Here is a 19832-nt window from a genome sequence, read left to right on the forward strand (position 1 = left end):
ATGAACCATGACATTAAAAGAGTTAGCGGTTGGTTTCGCCACCCAGGTACGCAGTATTTGGATGATTGGCTTACATGCCTTTCATAAGCGCGAAACCCAAATGTATCCTGAAGAACCGGTTTATCTGCCACCCCGTTACCGTGGCCGTATTGTGTTGACACGTGATCCGGACGGCGAAGAGCGTTGTGTTGCCTGTAACCTGTGTGCGGCAGTTTGCCCGGTTGGCTGTATTTCATTGCAAAAGGCCGAGCATAAAGATGGTCGCTGGTATCCGGAGTTTTTCCGCATTAACTTCTCACGCTGCATTTTCTGCGGTCTGTGTGAAGAGGCTTGCCCGACTACCGCAATCCAGTTAACACCGGATTTCGAAATGGGGGAGTTTAAGCGCCAGGATCTGGTGTATGAAAAAGATGACCTGACGATATCAGGGCCAGGTAAATATCCTGATTATAACTTTTACCGTAAGACAGGTATGGCGATTGGTGGCAAATCAAAAGGTGAAGCCGACGACGAAGCAAAACCTATCGACGTTAAAAGCTTGTTGCCGTAAGGAGCGATATTCATGGAGTTTACGTTTTATACCGCCGGGCTGGTTGCGATATTGGCAACCATCAGGGTGATTACACACACCAATCCGATACACGCGCTTTTGTATTTGATTGTTTCTCTGCTGGCGCTTTCAGCGGTGTTTTTTTCGCTGGGTGCTTATTTTGCCGCGGCGCTGGAGATCATCGTTTACGCCGGCGCCATTATGGTGCTGTTCGTTTTCGTGGTGATGATGCTTAACCTTGGCAGATCGGTTGTTGAACAGGAGCGTATTTGGCTGAAACCGCGAACCTGGGTTGGTCCGGGTCTGCTGTCAGCGGTGTTGCTTATCGTGCTGGTGTATACCATTGTCAACGTTTCTCATGGTGATATTGCCGACAATATCTCGGGTGAAGTTGTCAGCGCCAAAGAAGTGGGCATCAGCCTGTTTGGCCCATATGTGCTGGCCGTTGAACTGGCTTCTCTGTTGTTACTGGCCGGTATGGTAGTGGCTTATCACATTGGCCGTGAACACAAACAGGGTGAAGTGCTCAGCAACCGAAACGCGGAGGAACAACCATGATACCTCTTCAACATGGACTGATTTTGGCGGCAATCCTATTTGTCTTGGGCCTGACAGGGCTCATCATCCGTCGTAATCTGTTGTTTATGTTAATTAGCCTTGAAGTGATGATTAATGCTGCGGCCCTGGCTTTTGTGGTGGTAGGCAGCTATTGGGGGCAGCCGGATGGTCAGGTGATGTTCATTCTGGCGATTAGTTTGGCGGCAGCAGAGGCGAGTATTGGCCTGGCGTTGTTATTGCAGCTTTATCGTCGTCGCCAGAGTCTGAATATTGATACAGTCAGTGAGATGCGCGGATGAACTTACTCTATTTAACAATTCTGCTGCCACTGCTGGGATTTTTGCTGTTGGCATTTTCCCGTGGCCGCTGGTCTGAAAACACATCAGCCACCATCGGGATTGGTTCTGTTGGTCTGGCTGCGCTGGTGACTTTATGGGTTGCTATTGATTTCAACAGCCAGAATGTGGCGGGTGATCTGGTTTACAGTCAAAACCTGTGGAACTGGATGGAGGTTGGGGATTTCAGTATTCCTTTCACGCTGGTTCTTGATGGTTTGTCTCTGACCATGCTGAGTGTGGTCACCGGTGTCGGTTTCCTAATCCATATGTATGCCTCATGGTATATGCGCGGTGAAGAGGGTTATTCCCGTTTCTTCGCTTATACCAACCTGTTTATCGCCAGCATGGTGATACTGGTTCTGGCAGATAACATGATGCTGATGTATCTCGGCTGGGAAGGGGTGGGGCTGTGCAGTTATCTGCTGATTGGCTTCTACTATACCAACCCGGCAAATGGTGCTGCGGCAATGAAAGCCTTTGTCGTTACCCGTGTGGGTGACGTCTTCCTGGCTATCGGCATGTTTATTCTGTATGACAATCTGGGAACCCTGAACTTCCGTGAGTTAGCGGTTTTGGCTCCGCAACATCTGGAAGCCGGTTCTTCGGTGATTACCTGGGCGACCCTGATGATATTAGGGGGAGCAGTCGGTAAATCAGCTCAATTGCCGTTACAAACCTGGTTGGCTGATGCGATGGCTGGCCCGACGCCGGTTTCTGCGCTTATTCATGCCGCAACGATGGTAACCGCAGGGGTTTATCTGGTTGCCCGCAGCCACGGTCTGTTCTTGATGGCCCCGGAAATCCTGCAATTGGTTGGGACTATTGGCGCTGTTACTCTGGTGTTGGCTGGTTTTGCTGCGTTGGTGCAAACCGATATTAAACGTGTACTGGCTTACTCAACAATGAGTCAGATTGGCTACATGTTCCTGGCGTTGGGGGTTCAGGCGTGGGATGCAGCAGTCTTCCACTTGATGACGCACGCATTCTTCAAGGCGCTGTTGTTCCTGGCATCGGGTTCCGTCATCCTGGCCTGTCATCACGAACAGAATATTTTCAAAATGGGTGGATTGCGTAAATCCATACCGTTGGTTTATGTCTGCTTCCTGGTCGGTGGCGCGGCGCTATCGGCGTTGCCGATCGTTACTGCCGGTTTCTACAGTAAAGATGAAATTCTGTGGGGGGCAATGTCACATGGTCATATCAATCTGATGCTGGCGGGTTTGGCAGGGGCGTTTATGACATCTTTGTATACCTTCCGTATGATTTTTATCGTATTCCACGGTGAGGCGAAAACCAAAGCGCACTCTGTTAAAGGGATTACCCATCACCTGCCATTACTGGTATTGCTGGTGCTTTCCACCTTTGTGGGCGCACTGATTGCGCCACCACTGGCGGGTGTGTTGCCGGCAGACCATGCAACGGGCGACACAGGTAAAATGATGCTGGAAGTGGTTTCTGGTGTGGTTGCGGTTGCAGGTATTTTGCTAGCGATGGCACTGTATTTAGGTAAACGTCAGTTGGTGAATAGCGTGGCGCAAAGTGCTCCGGGACGCTTCTTTTCCGTATGGTGGTTTAATGCCTGGGGCTTTGATGTTCTGTATGACTGGGTATTTGTTAAGCCATTCAAGAGCATTACCCGTGTGTTACAAAACGATCCACTGAATTCACTGATGAATATTCCGGCGGTGTTATCACGCTGGAGTAACAAAGGTCTTAGCCTGAGTGAAAACGGACAAATCCGTTGGTACGTTGCCTCTATGGGGTTGGGTGCAGTGCTGGTTTTAGCTCTGCTGCTACTGGTTTAATTTAAGGGACACATTGCGCCATGCTATTACCTTGGCTAATTCTTTTGCCCTTCATCGGAGGTTTGCTGAGTTGGCAGACTGAACGCTTTGGTACCCGTGTACCACGTTGGATCGCGTTAATTTCGATGGGGTTGACTCTGGTGCTCTCACTGCAATTGTGGTTGCAGGGGGGCTATACCTTGGCTAATCCGCAGGGGATCCCTCAATGGCAATCAGAATTTTTGATGCCGTGGATCCCACGTTTTGGTATCAGTATTCACCTTGCACTGGATGGCTTATCCCTGCTGATGGTCGTGTTGACTGCACTGCTGGGGCTGATGGCTATTCTCTGTTCATGGACGGAAAATCAACCGTATCAGGGCTTTTTCCACTTGAACCTGCTGTGGATCCTGGGTGGTGTGATGGGGGTGTTCCTCGCTATCGACATGTTCCTGTTCTTCTTTTTCTGGGAAATGATGTTGGTGCCGATGTACTTCCTGATTGCATTGTGGGGACACAGAGGATCAGGCGGTAAGACCCGTATCACCGCGGCGACCAAGTTTTTCATTTATACCCAGGCGAGCGGTCTGGTGATGCTGATTGCGATTATGGCGCTGGTACTGGTGCACTATAACGCGACGGGCGAATGGACATTCAGCTATGAAAAACTGCTGAATACGCCGATGTCACATACCGTTCAATACCTGCTGATGTTGGGTTTCTTCATCGCCTTTGCGGTAAAAATGCCGGTTGTGCCTTTGCATGGATGGTTACCGGATGCTCACAGCCAGGCGCCAACCGCGGGTTCTGTTGACCTGGCGGGGATCTTGCTGAAAACGGCGGGTTATGGTCTGTTGCGTTTTGGCTTGCCACTGTTCCCGGAGGCTTCTCACGAGTTCACCCCAATCGCGATGTGGCTGGGTGTGCTTGGGATCTTCTATGGTGCATGGATGGCATTCAGCCAGACAGATATCAAACGCCTGATTGCTTATACCAGTATCTCGCATATGGGATTTGTGTTGATAGCGATTTACTCTGGCAGCCAGCTTGCTTACCAGGGGGCGATTATCCAGATGATTGCTCATGGTTTATCAGCCGCGGGCCTGTTTATTCTCTGTGGTCAGCTTTATGAGCGCTTGCATACCCGTGATATGAATTTAATGGGTGGTTTGTGGCGACGTGTGCAGTTTTTGCCTGCGTTGTCGCTGTGCTTTGCTGTTGCGACACTGGGGATGCCGGGAACCGGTAACTTTGTCGGTGAGTTTATGATTCTGTTTGGCAGTTTTAGTGAATACACGTTAATTATAACGATTTCTGTGTTCGGCCTGGTTTTCGCTTCTGTATATGCCTTGTATATGATGCAACGTGCTTATTACGGAGCGCCAAAATCAGATGAGCCACTAAGACGGATGGATATGCGGGAAATATCTATTGTCATGTTGCTGTTGATATTACTGGTGGTGATGGGATTCTACCCACAACCTATCCTTGATACTTCAGCGGCAGCGATGGATAACATCCAGACCTGGTATTCAGCTTCAATTTCAACTACAAGGCCGTAATTCGCCATGACAATAACTCCTCAACAACTGATCGCGCTGTTACCGCTGTTGATCGTCGGATTGACGGTAGTGGTTGTGATGCTGTCCATTGCGTGGCGACGCGATCACTTTATCAATACCACGCTGACCGTAGTAGGTTTGAATCTGGCTCTGTTGTCCCTCTACTTTGTTGGGCAACAGGACGCGATGGATGTCACCCCACTGGTTCATGTGGACGGCTACGCTATGCTCTATATCGGCCTGGTGCTGGTTGCGAGCCTGGCAACTTCTACTTTCGCCTATTCTTGGCTGGAAAATTATCCGGATAACAAAGAAGAGTTCTACCTGCTGGTGCTGATTGCGACCGTGGGTGGTATTCTCCTGGCTTGTGCAAACCATCTGGCATCATTGTTTATCGGTATTGAACTGCTTACTTTGCCGCTGTTTGGTTTGATTGGTTATGCATATCGTCAAAGACGCTCTCTGGAAGCGGCGATTAAGTACATGTTGTTGTCCGCGGCAGCATCGTCTTTCATGCTGTTTGGTATGGCGTTGCTGTATGCGGAATCAGGCGATCTCTCTTTTGCTGCGCTGGGGCATCGTTTGTCTGACAGCTATATCTACCAACCTTTAATACTGGCAGGTCTGGGTATGATGGTTGTTGGCATTGGCTTCAAACTGTCACTGGTTCCCTTCCATCTTTGGACGCCGGATGTTTATCAGGGGGCGCCTGCACCTGTTTCTACCTTTCTGGCAACAGCCAGTAAGATAGCGATTTTCGCAGTAGTGATGCGTTTGTTCGTTGAAGCGCCTATGGCGGACAATGAAGCGCTGCGCACGGTATTAACCGTTATTGCGATTGCTTCTATGTTGTTTGGTAACTTGATGGCGCTGACTCAGACAAATATCAAACGCCTGCTTGGTTACTCTTCTATTGCTCACTTGGGTTATCTGTTAGTGGCGCTGGTAGCGGTACAAAACCATCAGCTTTCAGAAGAAACCGTGGGTATCTATCTGGCGGGTTATCTGTTTAGCAGCATTGGTGCGTTTGGTGTCGTTAGCCTGATGTCCAGCCCATATAAAGGACCGGATGCGGATTCTCTCTACTCATACCGTGGCCTGTTTTGGCATAAACCGATTTTGTCTGCGGTCATGACGGTGATGATGTTATCACTGGCGGGTATCCCAATGACGCTAGGCTTTATTGGTAAGTTCTATGTGATTGTCGTGGGTGTGCAATCTGAACTGTGGTGGCTGGCTGCGGCGGTGGTTCTTGGCAGTGCTATCGGCCTTTATTACTATCTGAGAGTGATGGTGAGTCTGTACTTACATGCGCCGAAAGCTCTTAACCGTGATACACCGAGGAATTGGGCCTTAACTGCCGGCGGGATGGTCGTTCTGATTTCTGCATTATTGGTACTGGCGCTGGGTATTTGGCCTCAGCCACTGATTGATGTGGTGCAACAAGCGAAAATCATTCTCTAAATAGTCAGTCGGTTGTGATGAATTATTTAGAATAATCGAAACCCGGTAAGGTTGTCCTTACCGGGTTAGTTTTGAAAAGATTTGGGTTATAAAAATAAAATCTTTTATTTATTAAAATAGTCTCGCCACATGATTTTAGATTTTCTCTTAAAACCATGTCTATTTAAATGATATTTAAATAAATCAGTAAATTTATTTAATAATGTTTTATTACAGGAAAATTAATCAGCCAGAAAGGTTATAATGATTAAATGGATATTTAAACGTTAACAGAGTGCGAAAATAGCTTTGAAAAATAACGATATAAATTTATTATAGCGTTAAATTACATTAAAGGTATAAAAATAGGTATGATTTAAATGAAACCGTAGAAAAGCAATGTCATTGGCTAGGGTGAAAATAGTGTAAAACAAGTTTAAAAGGGCATGTTTAATGTGTCGCGGTGTCGCATAATAAATACAACATAATAATGATAAAAGTAATCCAGTTCGTATTTGATTAAATTATTTATTTGCGGATTTTGTCATTCAGATTTTTTATAAACGATTATTTAACTGGCTGATAAAAAAGTTTAATCCCCAGTTGAAAACGTTATTAAATAACGTTTCATAATTCTGCTACACATGGCCGTCTTCAAGTCATTGTTATATATAGAATTATGAGTAGTATAAGATGTAGCACTATTTTGGGATCTTATTTAAAATCGGTTTGTTTTTTAAATATATTGCCTTGTTAACCTATTTTATATTCTTATTTGCCTTTTTTACTGGGTATATAATCATTAATAAAGCCAATTCTTTTTCTCATTTTCCACTGATGGTTCTATGGTGAGCAGGTTTTGAACGGTTATTAAAAGCCATTTTTTTAACCTCTGGTTTTAATCATTGTTTTTACTTTTAATACCTGATTTCTATTAAATTTAATCAACGTTAATCATACTTGCTTTTTATCTTTGTTGATGCTGTTTTAATGGCAACTTTTAACAGTTTTCATGATGTTACCCTCTTTTTTTTTATCTTTATAAATCAAGTGGTAAATAGCTTGATGATATAAATATGCTCCTTTATTTTTTTCGGAAAATATTATTTTTTCTGATTTATTTTCAATTTTTTGTTAATGGTTAATGGGTTTCGATTAAGTTTGATTAACGTCTTTTTAAAAACTGTACTTATAGTTAAATCTGTCTTTTATATAAAAGCTTTAATATCTCTGTTTTTGTGTTTTTAAATGGTCATGGCAGGTTAGGTAAATGTAAAATAAGCCGAAGATAATATCGTCGATGAATACATTAAACATGACAGGGAATAAGCCGTTTTTAGTCACTCTGTACCTTTTAAAAATCTGGCGTTAATGGATGCCTGTTTTTTTTACCCTTAGCGAACTAATCACTGAAAAAGAAAACAGCTTGTCGATCACCCAAAAATGAAAGAATTTATGGTCACCCTGTTAGCGTACCGCTTGTCGGGTGACCACCTCATTAAAGCCCTAAAGAGGCTTATACCCTTCATCTTTCAAGTTGCTGCTTTGTTGCGCTTATTGACTGATTTTCTTTTTTTACTTTTCATTGCATTGCTGTGAGTTTCAGTAAGAATCCGCTTTTTCTCACAATTAGCAAAGCGATTTAAAACTTGTCTGATTAGTGGCTGATAACCTAAGCTATTAAGGTCAGCTATCATTTTCAAGTCTTCTATCAGAGACTTATTTAATCTGATTGATATTAGCTGTAACTCCAACGCTTCATTAATCAGATCTTCTGTTATATCATCAGATACTTTAACGTGAGCCTCACTGCAACCGAGCTCACGGTTATCCCATGCTTCATCAGTGGAAGCTATCAGGTTATTTGTTCGCTTATCAGTTTGTTTGCTCATTTTTCTGTTCCTAGACCGTATTTTTCGTAAATTCTCAATTCATCTTCATTAGGTGAGTAAGCTGTCCTTATAGCAACCCCTTTTTCTGGGTAATAGATAAAGACTATCTTTAACTTAACACCATAATCAGTTTCAGATATAAACCACTTAGTTGGCGGGTCAGTTTTGTTGTCTTCTCTTGTGTCCTCAAGAAAACGCCCGACCCGATTACAAAAACACTGGAGTACATCCTCTTCATTAACCGGTGGGATTTTACCTGCTAATTTCAACCTGATTTTTGATGATATCAAGAGCTTCATGTGTTTCGGTGTCTTTAACTCATGGTTAATTTGTATATACAAAATGATATGGCTAACCAACAAACCTATGTTCCCCCTTTTTTTGCGACACCGATTTTGATGTATGGTGGGCTCGCTTAAATCTATCTGGCGTCTGTTGGGAACCTGTTCCCGCGCCACGATGGGTTTTGATGGTCGCCGATTTGCTCTCGACTAATTGGTTTTTATTTTCCTGCTCATCTTTCTGCACTTGTAAATCCAATCTGGTGAATAGTGTTGTGGTGAATAGATCCCTAGATTGGTCAATAACCCGGTAAGGTTGCCCTTACCGGGTTATTATGAGTTGTTGATAACGCTTTCTTCCCCCTGAACTGCACTTCACACAAGTTTCATTAACTTATTATGCTTATGCTTTGTATTACCTGGTGAAAGCCCGGGGGCAGTTGTGTTTAGCTCAACAGGAGCGCACTGTATTGCGACTCCAGATTATTAAGGAAGTCCAACTGTTTATGTATGAATTTGGTCAGATCTTGCTGGCCGGTTTTGCTGTCTATTGTCTCCTGTAATTGATTGGCAAATAGACTCCATACTTGTTCCAGTGTTGTTGCCTGGCTCAGTAGTGTGGTGCGCTCTGTCTCGATTTGCTGTGCAGCGCCGATACCGGTAATCCGCTTTTCTGTCTCTTTCAACTGAGTTTTCAGGTTATCGGACACCTTATTCAATTGAGTGATTTGCTCATCCAGTTTGGATCTGGCAACGGCTAATTCTATATATTTCAGACCCTTAGAAATATTTTCGAGCGTCTTTTTGGCGATTTCAATTCCTTGCTTAAGTGCCTGCTTGATGGCTTCTTTTTTCGGGTTGCTTATGTCCAGTTTGTCCACTTCGCTGGCATTGGGAATGTAGTCCTTGAACATATCAGCCAGATTGTATTGGCGAATGACATCTTGGCTTTCGATGATTTTGTCGCGGTCTTCGGCCAGTTTGGTTTTTTTCTGCTCTTTCTGGGCAATATCGGCTTGCAGTTCCACTTTCCGTGCTTGTTCTTCTTCCAGGACACCTCCCAAACGTTCTGAAATCACAACGTTACGCACATCGGCAATTTTGTTGGCCAACTGGTTAGCTTCATTGTGTAAGCTGAGAATGACGTTTTTGACATCTTTATTCAGGCTGCGGATCTGCTCTGAACGTGCTTCTAACAGCGTATCCCGGGTTTCATCGTCCAGATCAGGATTTTCCAGCTCTGCATCAATTTCGAGGATGGTCTGAAAGTATTCTTGAGGAGGGAGCTGCCTCAGTGCGGTTTGCAGGTGAGGTACAGAAATACGTACCGTTTCGTCAAGATCACGGCTGTATACGCCGACCCGCAGAGTTTTTTCCCGGATTATTTCAATGCCTGAAGTTTGCTGTTGCACCAGACGCCAGATGTTTTTCACCGCTTGATTCAAGGCTTTTATGTTGATTTCTGGATAAGCAGCAGAGTTTTGTGGAAAAGTGATAATTTCAGTCATTTTAATGCTCCTTTTTTTCTATTTCCTATGTAATACAAGGGGGAATGTGATTAGTTATAGCGCTGTTTGTACTCTTTCAACGCTTCATCGAAAACTTTGACCAATTGTTTAGCGGAACCTTCTACTTCTTTCCAAGGACTTATCACTTGCTGGAATTTAGTGATAAAAGAGGTCAGTTTCAGTGCATCGTTAATTTCAGCGAATTTATCTCTGGAGGCATTGATCTGAGTTAGCATGGATTGCCACATGTAATCCAGGTGGTTCAGTGCGACTTCTGCGTCCAGCAAACGGGTATCAATGTCGCTAAAATCAAGAGACAAATTAGTCATGGATTCTTGCAATGCGCGTTTACCTTTGATGCTTTCTTCCAGGCCGCGCACTTCTTCGATCAATGCGTTTTTCCGTTTACGTACTTCCTCTGCCTTAGCACCAAAAATGCCACCTGTAATAGCAAGGCCGATAAGCCCCGCAGCGATGCCGGAGAAAGCCAGGCCCACGAATTTGTCGTAGTCTTTCTTAAGCTGAGTGATTTCTGCTTTTTTCTCGATAATTTTTTCATCCAGATCTTTGATGCCAACTGACATCTTATTGTCTTTCATCAGCTTTTTCTTATTTTCTACCTGTGGCTGTAAACCAAATGCAATGCCGCCATTTGAGAGTCTGCCGCCGATCAGTTTTAGTTTGAAATCAGATACTTCGGTTTTGACCTTTTCGGTTTTCTGCTGCTGTTTTTGAATATCGTTCTTCATGTTATCCAGGATTTCTTCCAGTGCGTGCGACACCTCTTTATCTTCATTGGTGTAGGTGATACTGGCTAATTGTCTATCCGATAACTCTCCCAGTTTCTTCTTTATACGTTCAATAATTGGCATCTCATTAATGATGCTGATGATATTCCCTCCGGTCTCGGTAATTTGTTTACCGACAATTTCCAGATCGATACTCTGTTGCATAATATCGTTTTCCACTCCGCTCCAGCTAAGTGAGTGAATGCGGATTTCTTCAAATAAAGTATGAATATCTTCTGGTTCCAGTCCAGGAATATCGACCTTTTGGTAGCCTAGATAGTTTTTCACTTCCTCCAGATTAAAAGGCAGTGAAAGACCTTTCTTAACATACAATTTGATATTAATAAGGTCTTCTTTGGTAAATATTCCGCCCGGGCGGGCAACACCGGCTTGTTTACCTGTCAGTAATTGCAAGGTAGCCGAGGGAATATCTGTTTCATTCAGTGTTTTTTCCGCTGGAAGTTGAGCTAATAACATATATTTCTCCATTAGTGGTTATTGCTTCATTGAAAAAATTATTAAATACATCAAGGCACAACCGGATGTCATAATACCCATGTTGTTGAATTTGCGTTGTATTTTTTATTGAATAATCTTAATTAAAAATACATTGATTGGCGTGATTATTTGTTGAAAAAACAGTTTAACTCATAATTTTTGTTAAACATTTGCCTGCATTTTCATCGAAATTAAATTTAGGTATTTTTAATATATAAATATAAAATTTATGGAATTAAATATTGTTGATTTTTGTATGATTGATAGTTAAGTTTGAAAATAATACTTTAGTTTGCTTGTTTATTTGTTCTGAGTTTTTGTGTTCTTTCTTGATGTTAGCATGAAAAATATGTAATATTTAAATACTGTTTATGTGAAAATGTATTTTAAAAAAAATAATTACATTTGTGTTGCTATATGATGGTTATATAATTTCTTCCTTTTTGATTTAAAAGGCAGGTAATACGGTCTTTTTATAAAGAATAAGCTGGATGTTTTTTGATTTACCATTTATGGCGTGCTTAAAAAGTGGATAAGATTGCACCCTATTTATTTTGTGTCATGGAATAAAGATTCATATCCATATTTTAACTAAAATCTTAATTGTTCATATAATGACCGGGGTTAACAAGTAAGGGGGGTGTTTTTATAATTCTATTTTACTATTGTGTAAATAAGATATGTTTTTTAGAGAAAGGATTTTATTCGGAGAATAAAGGTTTATTTTATTCCCTGGCTTATAATAACGGTCTTTATTTAGTAAATTTTTAGCAGTAAGTGAAAGCGTCGCTTTGTTGAAAATCATATAGTGAAAATTGATCATATTAATGAACTTAATATTTGTTATCGGAAGAGCAAAACGTCTGATTTATCCTGTTTCAGCATTGGAGAGAGAGTCTTCGCCGCTAATGGAATTGAACACGTATAACTACACAAATAATCAGGGCTTTAATTATTATTAATGCTCCGTATAATCCTACTTTTTATTATGTCTTTTGGGGAAAAGACTGGAGAAGGTAGTGATAGAGCAAGATTCAATTGACACTGGGTGAATCCTTATCTGCTGTACCGCTTATGGCCGCAAGTTGTCAGATAAAGCACCGTAGTCGGCGAAAACAAGTCTTCGATTAAATGGCAATTCATTGAACTAGGATAAAGAAAAAATTATCCGTGTCGTTAGGCTGACAGAGAGCTTTTATCAATGTTTTTTTGAGTAAAATATGTCAAACAGCGCATTTAACCGCCGCTGGGCGGAACTTTTATTGGAAGCACTTACCCGCCACGGATTACGTCATGTTTGCATTGCGCCAGGGTCACGTTCCACACCTTTAACAGTGGCTGCGGCGGAAAATAACAAACTGATTTGTCATACCCATTTTGATGAACGCGGGTTAGGCCATCTGGCACTGGGATTAGCCAAAGCAAGTAAAAAGCCGGTTGGGATTATCGTCACTTCCGGGACGGCGGTGGCAAACCTCTATCCTTCATTAATCGAAGCTGGCTTAACGGGGGAACGCATGGTTTTCCTGACTGCCGATCGGCCACCGGAATTGATAGATTGTGGTGCGAATCAAGCTATTCATCAGCAGGATATTTTTGCTTCTCATCCATCTCAGACAATTTCTTTGCCAAGACCAACAGACGATATCGCTGCAAGCTGGCTGGTTTCTGTCATAGATAATGGTATGGCGAACTTGCAACACGGGGCCTTGCACATTAATTGCCCATTTGCTGAACCGTTATATGGTAATGAAGAGCCTTCTTATTATGAGTGGCAGCAACAGTTAGGCAACTGGTGGAAAAGTAATAAGCCCTGGTTAAGTCAGCCGGCGATCTGTGCGGTGGCAGAAGTGCCTGATTGGCGCTATTGGCAACGGAAACAAGGGGTTGTACTGGCTGGACGAATAAGTGCTGAAGAGGGGATTTATGTTGCCGAATGGGCAAAAACATTAGGCTGGCCGCTGATTGGCAATGCGCTTTCACAAACGGGGCAACCATTGCCTTGTGCCGATTTATGGTTGGATAATCCTCACGCACAGGCAATTTTGGCGCAAGCGCAACTGGTGGTCCAGTTTGGTTCCAGTCTGATGGGAAAACGTCTGTTACAGTGGCAGGCTAAATGCCAGCCGGAGGAGTTTTGGATTATTGATCCCATTCCTGGCCGGCTTGATCCCGCCAATCATCGTGGCAGAAAATTAACCTGTAATATTGCTGACTGGTTACTGGCTCATCCGGCACAATCGCGTACATCGTGGGCAGAAGAGCTCATAATCTGGTCAGAGAAAGCAGTTAACTGCGTCAGAACAGAATTAGCAGGGAAGTTCAGTGAAGCTGCCGTAGCTTATCAATTAGATGAATTACTGCCTGAATATGGACAGTTATTTGTGGGTAACAGCCTGATTGTTCGTTTGATCGATGCACTTGGGCAATTACCGGCAGGGTATCCGGTCTACAGTAACCGGGGGGCAAGTGGTATTGATGGATTGATTTCCACTGCGGCAGGCGTGCAACGGGCAACGGCAAAGCCAACTCTGGCGATTATCGGTGATTTATCCACACTTTATGATCTGAATGGCCTGGCATTGCTGCGTCATCCTTCCGCGCCAACCGTATTAATCGTGGTAAATAATAATGGCGGACAAATTTTCTCTTTACTGCCTACGCCGGAAGAAGAAAGGCAACGTTTTTACTGTATGCCTCAGCATGTTAATTTTGATCATGCGGCGGCGATGTTTGGTTTGAATTATGCCTGTCCACAAAGCTGGGCTGAATTACGGCAATGTACTGAGCAGGCATGGCAACAAAATGAAACCACGTTGATTGAACTGAAAGTGCCAGGTAGAGAAGGGGCTGAGTGTTTGCAACAGCTTTTAAAACAGGTGGCTATGTTGTGAGTTTGGCTTGTCGTAAGTTCAACAGTTACAATGACCGTCCCTGGCTGGTTTGGTTACATGGATTATTGGGTAGTGGCGATGAATGGTTGCCACTAGTGAATCTGTGCGCTCATTATCCCTCATTGGTAATCGATCTGCCTGGTCATGGTGATTCCAGGGATGTTCAGGTAAAAGATTTCACCGATATGAGTCGTCTGCTGTCTGAAACGTTAACAGAACAGCAAATTAATAAATACTGGCTGATTGGCTACTCGTTAGGGGGCCGTATTGCCATGAATCATGTCTGTTATGGTGATATTCAGGGATTGTGTGGGTTGCTGGTTGAAGGAGGAAACCCTGGTTTGTTTTCCCAACAGGAAAGGGATGCCCGTCTTGAACATGATAGGCGCTGGGCCAGACGTTTTCGTTCTCAGCCGATTGAACAGGTTTTGTCCGATTGGTATCAGCAGGCGGTTTTTTCTGATCTATTACCTGAACAGCGCCGGCAACTGATCAACTTACGCAGTCATAATCATGGCGGTAGTGTGGCTGATATGCTGGAAAATACCTCGCTTGGATACCAACCCTGGCTGGTGCCTGAACTGCAACAACTGGCGTTGCCTTTTGCTTATCTGTGTGGCGAAAAAGACGAAAAATTTCAGCAATTAGCAAAGTACTGCGCTTTACCACTGCAAACCATTGCGCATGTTGGGCATAATGCTCACCGATCGAACGCGGCGGCGTTTGCTGCGGCAGTAAACCATTTTTTATCACTCTCTGATTGAAGGAATACGAATATGATTTACCCGAGCGAAGAAGAGCTGTATGTCCCGATTGAATGGCTGGACTGCTCTGAAGAATTTGAAGATATTCTTTATCACAAATCCACCGATGGCATGGCTAAAATCACCATCAATCGCCCGCAAGTACGTAATGCGTTCCGTCCATTGACTGTTCAAGAGATGATGCAAGCGCTGGATGATGCCCGTTATGATGACACCATCGGTGTGATTATCCTGACCGGTATGGGTGAAAAAGCCTTTTGTGCTGGTGGCGATCAAAAAGTCCGGGGTGACTACGGCGGTTATCAAGATGCCAGAGGCACCCATCACCTGAATGTGCTGGATTTCCAGCGTCAGATCCGTACTTGTCCAAAACCCGTCGTTGCTATGGTATCCGGATATGCGATTGGGGGCGGTCATGTATTGCATTTGGTGTGTGACCTGACTATCGCCGCTGATAACGCTATTTTTGGTCAGACTGGCCCTAAAGTCGGTTCTTTTGACGGCGGTTGGGGGGCATCTTATATGGCTCGGGTTGTCGGTCAGAAAAAAGCCCGCGAAATCTGGTTCCTGTGTCGTCAATATGATGCGAAACAAGCACTGGATATGGGGCTGGTTAACACCGTTGTACCTTATGCAGATCTGGAAAAAGAGACGGTCCGCTGGTGCCGTGAAATGCTGGAAAATAGCCCAATAGCCTTGCGTTGTCTGAAAGCTGCTCTGAATGCTGACTGTGACGGCCAGGCTGGATTGCAGGAGCTGGCCGGTAACGCCACTATGCTTTTCTACATGACAGAAGAAGGCCAGGAAGGGCGTAACGCCTTTAATGAGAAACGCCAACCTGATTTCAGCAAATTTAAACGTAACCCATAATGCGTACTGCGACTTTATACCGGTTCAGACTGCCGATGGAGGCAGGTGTTATCCTGCGATATCAGCGGCTTAAAACCCGTGATGGCTTGCTGGTTCACTTGCAGGAAAATGGTCAACAGGGATGGGGCGAGATTTCACCTCTGCCGGAATTCAGCAAAGAAACTGTTGAGCAGGCTGGAGACGCTACGGTGGAATGGCTTAAACAGTGGTGCCTTGGTGATGAACCGGGCGAAAGTGAACTGCCTTCTGTCGCATTTGGGGTTAGCTGCGCATTAGCTGAATTACGGGGTGAATTGCTGGAAGAAGCTGATTACCGGAAAGCGCCACTGTGTAACGGTGATCCTGATGAACTGATTGTTCGTCTGAGTGAAATGAGTGGGCAGAAGGTTGCTAAAGTGAAAGTCGGGCTGTATGAAGCGGTGCGTGACGGTATGGTGGTTAATATTCTGCTGGAAGCGGTACCGGATTTATCTTTGCGACTGGATGCTAACCGTAGTTGGAGCCGTGCTAAAGCGGACGGTTTTGCTAAATATGTCGATCCTGATTACCGCCACCGGATTGCCTTTTTGGAAGAGCCTTGTCAAACCCCGGCGGAATCTCTCGCTTTTGCCCGTGATACTGGGATCGCCATTGCCTGGGATGAAAGTCTCCGTGATGAAGGTTTCAGCGTGGAGGCCCAGGAAGGTGTTGCTGCTATTGTCATCAAACCCACCTTGACAGGAAGCCTTGCCCGTTGTCGTCAGTTGATTTCAACAGCGCGCAATGCCGGGTTGGAAACGGTGATCAGCTCCAGTATTGAAACCAGTTTTGGTTTGACTCAACTTGCTCGCATTGCTCATTGGCTGACGCCTGCTACCATTCCAGGGTTGGATACGCTGGAACTTATTCAGTCTCAGTTAGTGCGCTGCTGGCCGGATAGTACGATTCCAGTGACCGGATTGGATGAATTGGAAATCGCATGGCGCAGTTAAATCCATTTACCCAGTGGCCGTGGCGCTACTGGGCATCTTTTAGCCCCGAAAATATTGCCATTCGGTTGTGTGATCGCGTTTTAAACTGGCATCAGTTGGTTGCTGCTTTGGATGCGATCGCGGCAAATTTCCGCCAACAGGGGGTAATTGAAGGAAGTGGCGTAATGTTGCGGGGGAAAAATAGCGAACAGATGTTGCTGGGTTATCTCGCAGCACTACAGTGTGGTGCACGGGTGTTGCCACTGAATCCTCAATTACCTGAAGTACTTCTGTCTGAATTACTGCCCCATCTGGATATTGATTTTGTTGCTGATTTCTGTGGTGACGATTTGCCCGTTATAGATGCCAGATCCCTTGATTGGCAAAGTGAGCCACTGAATTCTGATGATAACTCAGCAGCATGGGACGCAATGCGTCCAGCCAGTATGATTTTGACTTCCGGCTCTTCCGGGTTACCTAAAGCTGCCGTTCACTCAATTCATGCGCATCTTTCCAGTGCGCGGGATGTCCTTTCTGTGATGAATTTTCAGCAGCAAGATAGCTGGTTGCTCTCATTGCCGTTGTTTCATGTCTCTGGTCAGGGGATTATTTGGCGTTGGTTAATGAAAGGGGCTTCTCTGGTATTGAGAAATATCAATCCACTGGAGCATGCTTTAGCCGATTGTACTCATGCTTCATTGGTTCCGACTCAGCTCTGGCGGTTACTGGCGCAGTCGCAAAATCAGCCACCGAATTTAAAAGAGGTGCTGCTGGGTGGGGCGATGATCCCGGTTGAATTAACTCAAAGGGCAGAGCAGCAAGGTATTCGTTGTTGGTGTAGTTATGGTTTAACCGAACTGGCTTCAACGGTATGTGTTAAACGGGCAGATGAGTTTCCCGGTGTGGGAAATCCATTACCGGGCAAGGAAGTTCGGTTGATCAAGGAGGAGATTCAAATTCGTTCTGACAGCCTTGCCTGTGGATACTGGCTGGATGGAAAATTACAACCGTTGGTTGATCATGACGGTTGGTTTCATACCCGTGATCGGGGCGTGATACAACAGGGTGAATTACGAATACTTGGCCGGGTGGATAATCAGTTTTTCAGCGGTGGAGAAGGCATTCAACCGGAAGAGATTGAACGAATGATTAACACCTATCCGCAGGTAGAACAAAGTTTTGCTGTTCCTGTGCCCGATCCTGAATTTGGTTATCGCCCTGTCGTTGTCATTGATAGTAACTCGCCTGAAATTATTGATTTATTACCTGAATGGTTGGTTGATAAACTGGCCGCTTTTCAGCGTCCGGCAGCTTACTATCTCTTACCTCAGCAGTTTAAAAATAACGGTATTAAAATTTCCCGTCAGCAGATCAAAAAATGGGTATTGGATTTACCCGGTTGCTCTTGAGCTATTTTGATTTGCTTTCGTACTGCCCATTATCACTAATGGAGTCATGGGCAGAGATAATGAATGATACGGTGTTGTTAGCAATCAGCTTTTAATTTTTGCAGCGCTTTTTCGACACCAGCGCCATATTCTGGGTGAACTTTTCTAAATAGCTCAACTTGACGGCGTTGAGTCTCTTCATGTGCTTGTGACAGTTCACTGGCGATACGGTCGAACATACGCTGATGCTCTTTACTGCTGATTAAGTTAAACAGTGCGCGGGGCTGACTGAAATAATCTTCATCTTTACGGTGGTTCCAGTGGTCAGCGTCTCCTTCTAAAGACAATGATGGGTGTTTGAATTCAGGTTGTTCTTGGAACAACCCGGCGTTGTTTGGTTCATAAGTCACCGTGTTTCCGCTGTTGCCATCCACGCGCATTGCACCATCACGGTGGTAATTGTGGAACGGACAACGAGGTGTATTAACCGGAATTTGATGGTGGTTAACACCGAGACGATAACGTTGAGCATCACCATAGGAGAACAGGCGGCCCTGTAACATCTTATCAGGGGAGAAACTGATACCTGGCACGACATTAGCAGGGTTGAAAGCGGCTTGTTCGACTTCGGAGAAATAATTCTCAGGGTTACGGGTCAGCTCGAAATAACCGACATCAAGCATTGGGTAATCGCCATGAGGCCATACTTTTGTCAAATCAAACGGATTGTACGGCGTCTGAGAAGCTTCTTTCTCTGGCATAATCTGAACTTTTAATTTCCAGCGTGGATAATCTCCTTGCTTAATTGCGGTAAACAAGTCACGCTGAGAGCTCTCGCGATCTTTACCGACCAGCGCTTCCACTTCATCATCCAACAGATTTTTAATGCCTTGCTGACAACGGAAATGGAATTTCACCCAGAAACGTTCATTATCTGAGTTGATAAAGCTGAATGCATGGCTACCAAAACCGTGCATATGGCGGAAAGATCTCGGTATACCACGGTCACTGAAATCAATAGTTAATTGATGTAGTGATTCAGGTTGATGAGAGAAGAAATCCCATTTATAGGCAGGATTTCGCAGGTTGGTATGCGGATCACGTTTAACTACATGGTTAAGATCTGGGAATTTCAAGGGATCACGAAGATAGAATATTGGGGTATTGTTACCGACTAAATCCCAATTACCTTCTTCAGTATAGAACTTAAGCGCAAAACCACGAATATCACGTTCCGCATCTGCTGCCCCGCGTTCACCGGCGACGGTTGAGAAACGGGCAAACATTTCTGTTTTTTTGCCTATTTCAGAGAAAATCTTAGCGCTGGTGTACTTAGTGATATCGTGAGTAACGACAAAGGTCCCATAAGCTCCAGAGCCTTTGGCGTGCATACGACGCTCTGGAATAACTTCACGGTCAAAATGGGCAAGTTTTTCTAAGAACCAAACATCTTGTAACAACATAGGACCACGTTGGCCTGCGGTTATGACATTATTATTGTCAACGACAGGGGCTCCGGCATTCGTTGTAAGTCCTCTCTTTTTCATCACACTTCTCCTGTTTTACATGAAAAAAAACAGCGTAATCGCTGATTAAAAAAAACAGTTCTGGTCAAATGTTAAAATTCAAATGTTGTATTTTTTCTATAAGTTATTTATTGTTTTCTTCTTTACTGTTTAATATAAAATTATTTATATAGTTAATTATTAAGTAAATGAAATGAAAAATTCACACATATTTAGTAAGTATAGATGATTCATTTCC

General features: G+C 44.3%; 17 protein-coding genes. 11 read left to right on the plus strand and 6 right to left on the minus strand.

The features are described from left to right. Positions 1–7: 7 nt before the first annotated feature. Genes nuoI through nuoN form a run of 6 tightly spaced genes read left to right on the plus strand, consistent with a single transcriptional unit; the run spans position 8 to position 6256 of the window. Positions 8–550 (plus strand): NADH-quinone oxidoreductase subunit NuoI, encoded by a 543-nt coding sequence (gene nuoI / locus VY86_RS16245; RefSeq protein ID WP_046975744.1) that lies wholly within the window; start codon positions 8–10, stop codon positions 548–550. 12 nt (positions 551–562) lie between these two features. Then, on the plus strand, positions 563–1108 hold the full coding sequence (nuoJ, locus tag VY86_RS16250; protein WP_023045486.1) for an NADH-quinone oxidoreductase subunit J: 546 nt from the start codon (positions 563–565) through the stop codon (positions 1106–1108). After that, positions 1105–1407: an NADH-quinone oxidoreductase subunit NuoK gene (nuoK, locus tag VY86_RS16255; protein WP_046975745.1), complete on the plus strand. Its 303-nt coding sequence runs from the start codon at positions 1105–1107 to the stop codon at positions 1405–1407. Before nuoJ ends, nuoK begins: the two co-directional genes overlap by 4 nt. Continuing rightward, the gene (gene nuoL, locus VY86_RS16260; protein ID WP_046975746.1) at positions 1404–3251 is read left to right on the plus strand and encodes an NADH-quinone oxidoreductase subunit L; all 1848 of its coding nucleotides are present in this window, start codon (positions 1404–1406) and stop codon (positions 3249–3251) included. The genes nuoK and nuoL overlap by 4 nt, the downstream gene beginning before the upstream one ends. 20 nt (positions 3252–3271) lie before the next feature. After that, positions 3272–4792, plus strand: coding sequence for an NADH-quinone oxidoreductase subunit M (nuoM, locus tag VY86_RS16265; protein WP_046975747.1), 1521 nt, complete (start codon positions 3272–3274; stop codon positions 4790–4792). A 6-nt stretch (positions 4793–4798) separates the two neighbouring features. Continuing rightward, a complete protein-coding gene (gene nuoN, locus VY86_RS16270; RefSeq protein ID WP_046975748.1) occupies positions 4799–6256 on the plus strand; it encodes an NADH-quinone oxidoreductase subunit NuoN in 1458 nt (485 codons plus the stop codon). A gap of 1511 nt (positions 6257–7767) precedes the next feature. Here the strand turns inward: nuoN and VY86_RS16275 are convergent. The 5 genes from VY86_RS16275 to VY86_RS16290 all read right to left on the minus strand — a co-directional run bounded on the left by VY86_RS16275 (position 7768) and on the right by VY86_RS16290 (position 11193). After that, positions 7768–8127 carry a hypothetical protein gene (locus tag VY86_RS16275; RefSeq protein ID WP_046975749.1) on the minus strand — a complete coding sequence of 120 codons (360 nt, stop codon included), beginning with the start codon at positions 8125–8127 and terminating at the stop codon, positions 7768–7770. Continuing rightward, positions 8124–8426, minus strand: a complete 303-nt coding sequence (locus VY86_RS16280; RefSeq protein ID WP_021325310.1) for a hypothetical protein — start codon at positions 8424–8426, stop codon at positions 8124–8126. The genes VY86_RS16275 and VY86_RS16280 overlap by 4 nt, the downstream gene beginning before the upstream one ends. Before the next feature lie 52 nt (positions 8427–8478). After that, complete coding sequence (locus VY86_RS24910; protein ID WP_158019977.1) at positions 8479–8655, minus strand: hypothetical protein; 177 nt, start codon at positions 8653–8655, stop codon at positions 8479–8481. A gap of 199 nt (positions 8656–8854) precedes the next feature. Beyond that, positions 8855–9916 (minus strand): alpha-xenorhabdolysin family binary toxin subunit B, encoded by a 1062-nt coding sequence (locus VY86_RS16285; protein WP_046975750.1) that lies wholly within the window; start codon positions 9914–9916, stop codon positions 8855–8857. Between the two features lie 50 nt (positions 9917–9966). After that, a complete protein-coding gene (locus tag VY86_RS16290) occupies positions 9967–11193 on the minus strand; it encodes an alpha-xenorhabdolysin family binary toxin subunit A (RefSeq protein WP_046975751.1) in 1227 nt (408 codons plus the stop codon). A 1229-nt stretch (positions 11194–12422) separates the two neighbouring features. Here VY86_RS16290 and menD point away from each other — a divergent pair. Genes menD through menE form a run of 5 tightly spaced genes read left to right on the plus strand, consistent with a single transcriptional unit; the run spans position 12423 to position 18089 of the window. Continuing rightward, a complete protein-coding gene (menD, locus tag VY86_RS16295) occupies positions 12423–14096 on the plus strand; it encodes a 2-succinyl-5-enolpyruvyl-6-hydroxy-3-cyclohexene-1-carboxylic-acid synthase (RefSeq protein ID WP_046975752.1) in 1674 nt (557 codons plus the stop codon). Beyond that, positions 14093–14860: a 2-succinyl-6-hydroxy-2,4-cyclohexadiene-1-carboxylate synthase gene (menH, locus tag VY86_RS16300; RefSeq protein WP_046976923.1), complete on the plus strand. Its 768-nt coding sequence runs from the start codon at positions 14093–14095 to the stop codon at positions 14858–14860. The genes menD and menH overlap by 4 nt, the downstream gene beginning before the upstream one ends. A gap of 12 nt (positions 14861–14872) precedes the next feature. Beyond that, positions 14873–15730 (plus strand): 1,4-dihydroxy-2-naphthoyl-CoA synthase, encoded by an 858-nt coding sequence (gene menB / locus VY86_RS16305; RefSeq protein ID WP_046975753.1) that lies wholly within the window; start codon positions 14873–14875, stop codon positions 15728–15730. Then, on the plus strand, positions 15730–16701 hold the full coding sequence (menC, locus tag VY86_RS16310; protein ID WP_046975754.1) for an o-succinylbenzoate synthase: 972 nt from the start codon (positions 15730–15732) through the stop codon (positions 16699–16701). The genes menB and menC overlap by 1 nt, the downstream gene beginning before the upstream one ends. Continuing rightward, complete coding sequence (gene menE / locus VY86_RS16315; RefSeq protein WP_046975755.1) at positions 16689–18089, plus strand: o-succinylbenzoate--CoA ligase; 1401 nt, start codon at positions 16689–16691, stop codon at positions 18087–18089. Before menC ends, menE begins: the two co-directional genes overlap by 13 nt. A 77-nt stretch (positions 18090–18166) precedes the next feature. Here menE and VY86_RS16320 read toward each other — a convergent pair whose 3' ends face one another. Further along, the gene (locus tag VY86_RS16320) at positions 18167–19615 is read right to left on the minus strand and encodes a catalase (RefSeq protein ID WP_046975756.1); all 1449 of its coding nucleotides are present in this window, start codon (positions 19613–19615) and stop codon (positions 18167–18169) included. Positions 19616–19832 lie beyond the last annotated feature (217 nt).

Source organism: Photorhabdus thracensis (assembly GCF_001010285.1).
Classification (GTDB): Bacteria; Pseudomonadota; Gammaproteobacteria; order Enterobacterales; family Enterobacteriaceae; genus Photorhabdus; species Photorhabdus temperata.

Bases quoted from the DNA above. Each gene is read 5' to 3' on its own strand.
- nuoM (WP_046975747.1), top strand. From the start codon at position 3,272: ATGCTATTACCTTGGCTAATTCTTTTGCCCTTCATCGGAGGTTTGCTG.
- nuoJ (WP_023045486.1), top strand. From the start codon at position 563: ATGGAGTTTACGTTTTATACCGCCGGGCTGGTTGCGATATTGGCAACC.
- nuoL (WP_046975746.1), top strand. From the start codon at position 1,404: ATGAACTTACTCTATTTAACAATTCTGCTGCCACTGCTGGGATTTTTG.
- nuoI (WP_046975744.1), top strand. From the start codon at position 8: ATGACATTAAAAGAGTTAGCGGTTGGTTTCGCCACCCAGGTACGCAGT.
- nuoN (WP_046975748.1), top strand. From the start codon at position 4,799: ATGACAATAACTCCTCAACAACTGATCGCGCTGTTACCGCTGTTGATC.
- VY86_RS16280 (WP_021325310.1), bottom strand. From the start codon at position 8,426: ATGAAGCTCTTGATATCATCAAAAATCAGGTTGAAATTAGCAGGTAAA.
- menE (WP_046975755.1), top strand. From the start codon at position 16,689: ATGGCGCAGTTAAATCCATTTACCCAGTGGCCGTGGCGCTACTGGGCA.
- menD (WP_046975752.1), top strand. From the start codon at position 12,423: ATGTCAAACAGCGCATTTAACCGCCGCTGGGCGGAACTTTTATTGGAA.
- VY86_RS16290 (WP_046975751.1), bottom strand. From the start codon at position 11,193: ATGGAGAAATATATGTTATTAGCTCAACTTCCAGCGGAAAAAACACTG.
- menC (WP_046975754.1), top strand. From the start codon at position 15,730: ATGCGTACTGCGACTTTATACCGGTTCAGACTGCCGATGGAGGCAGGT.
- VY86_RS16320 (WP_046975756.1), bottom strand. From the start codon at position 19,615: ATGAAAAAGAGAGGACTTACAACGAATGCCGGAGCCCCTGTCGTTGAC.
- VY86_RS16285 (WP_046975750.1), bottom strand. From the start codon at position 9,916: ATGACTGAAATTATCACTTTTCCACAAAACTCTGCTGCTTATCCAGAA.
- VY86_RS16275 (WP_046975749.1), bottom strand. From the start codon at position 8,127: ATGAGCAAACAAACTGATAAGCGAACAAATAACCTGATAGCTTCCACT.
- menB (WP_046975753.1), top strand. From the start codon at position 14,873: ATGATTTACCCGAGCGAAGAAGAGCTGTATGTCCCGATTGAATGGCTG.
- nuoK (WP_046975745.1), top strand. From the start codon at position 1,105: ATGATACCTCTTCAACATGGACTGATTTTGGCGGCAATCCTATTTGTC.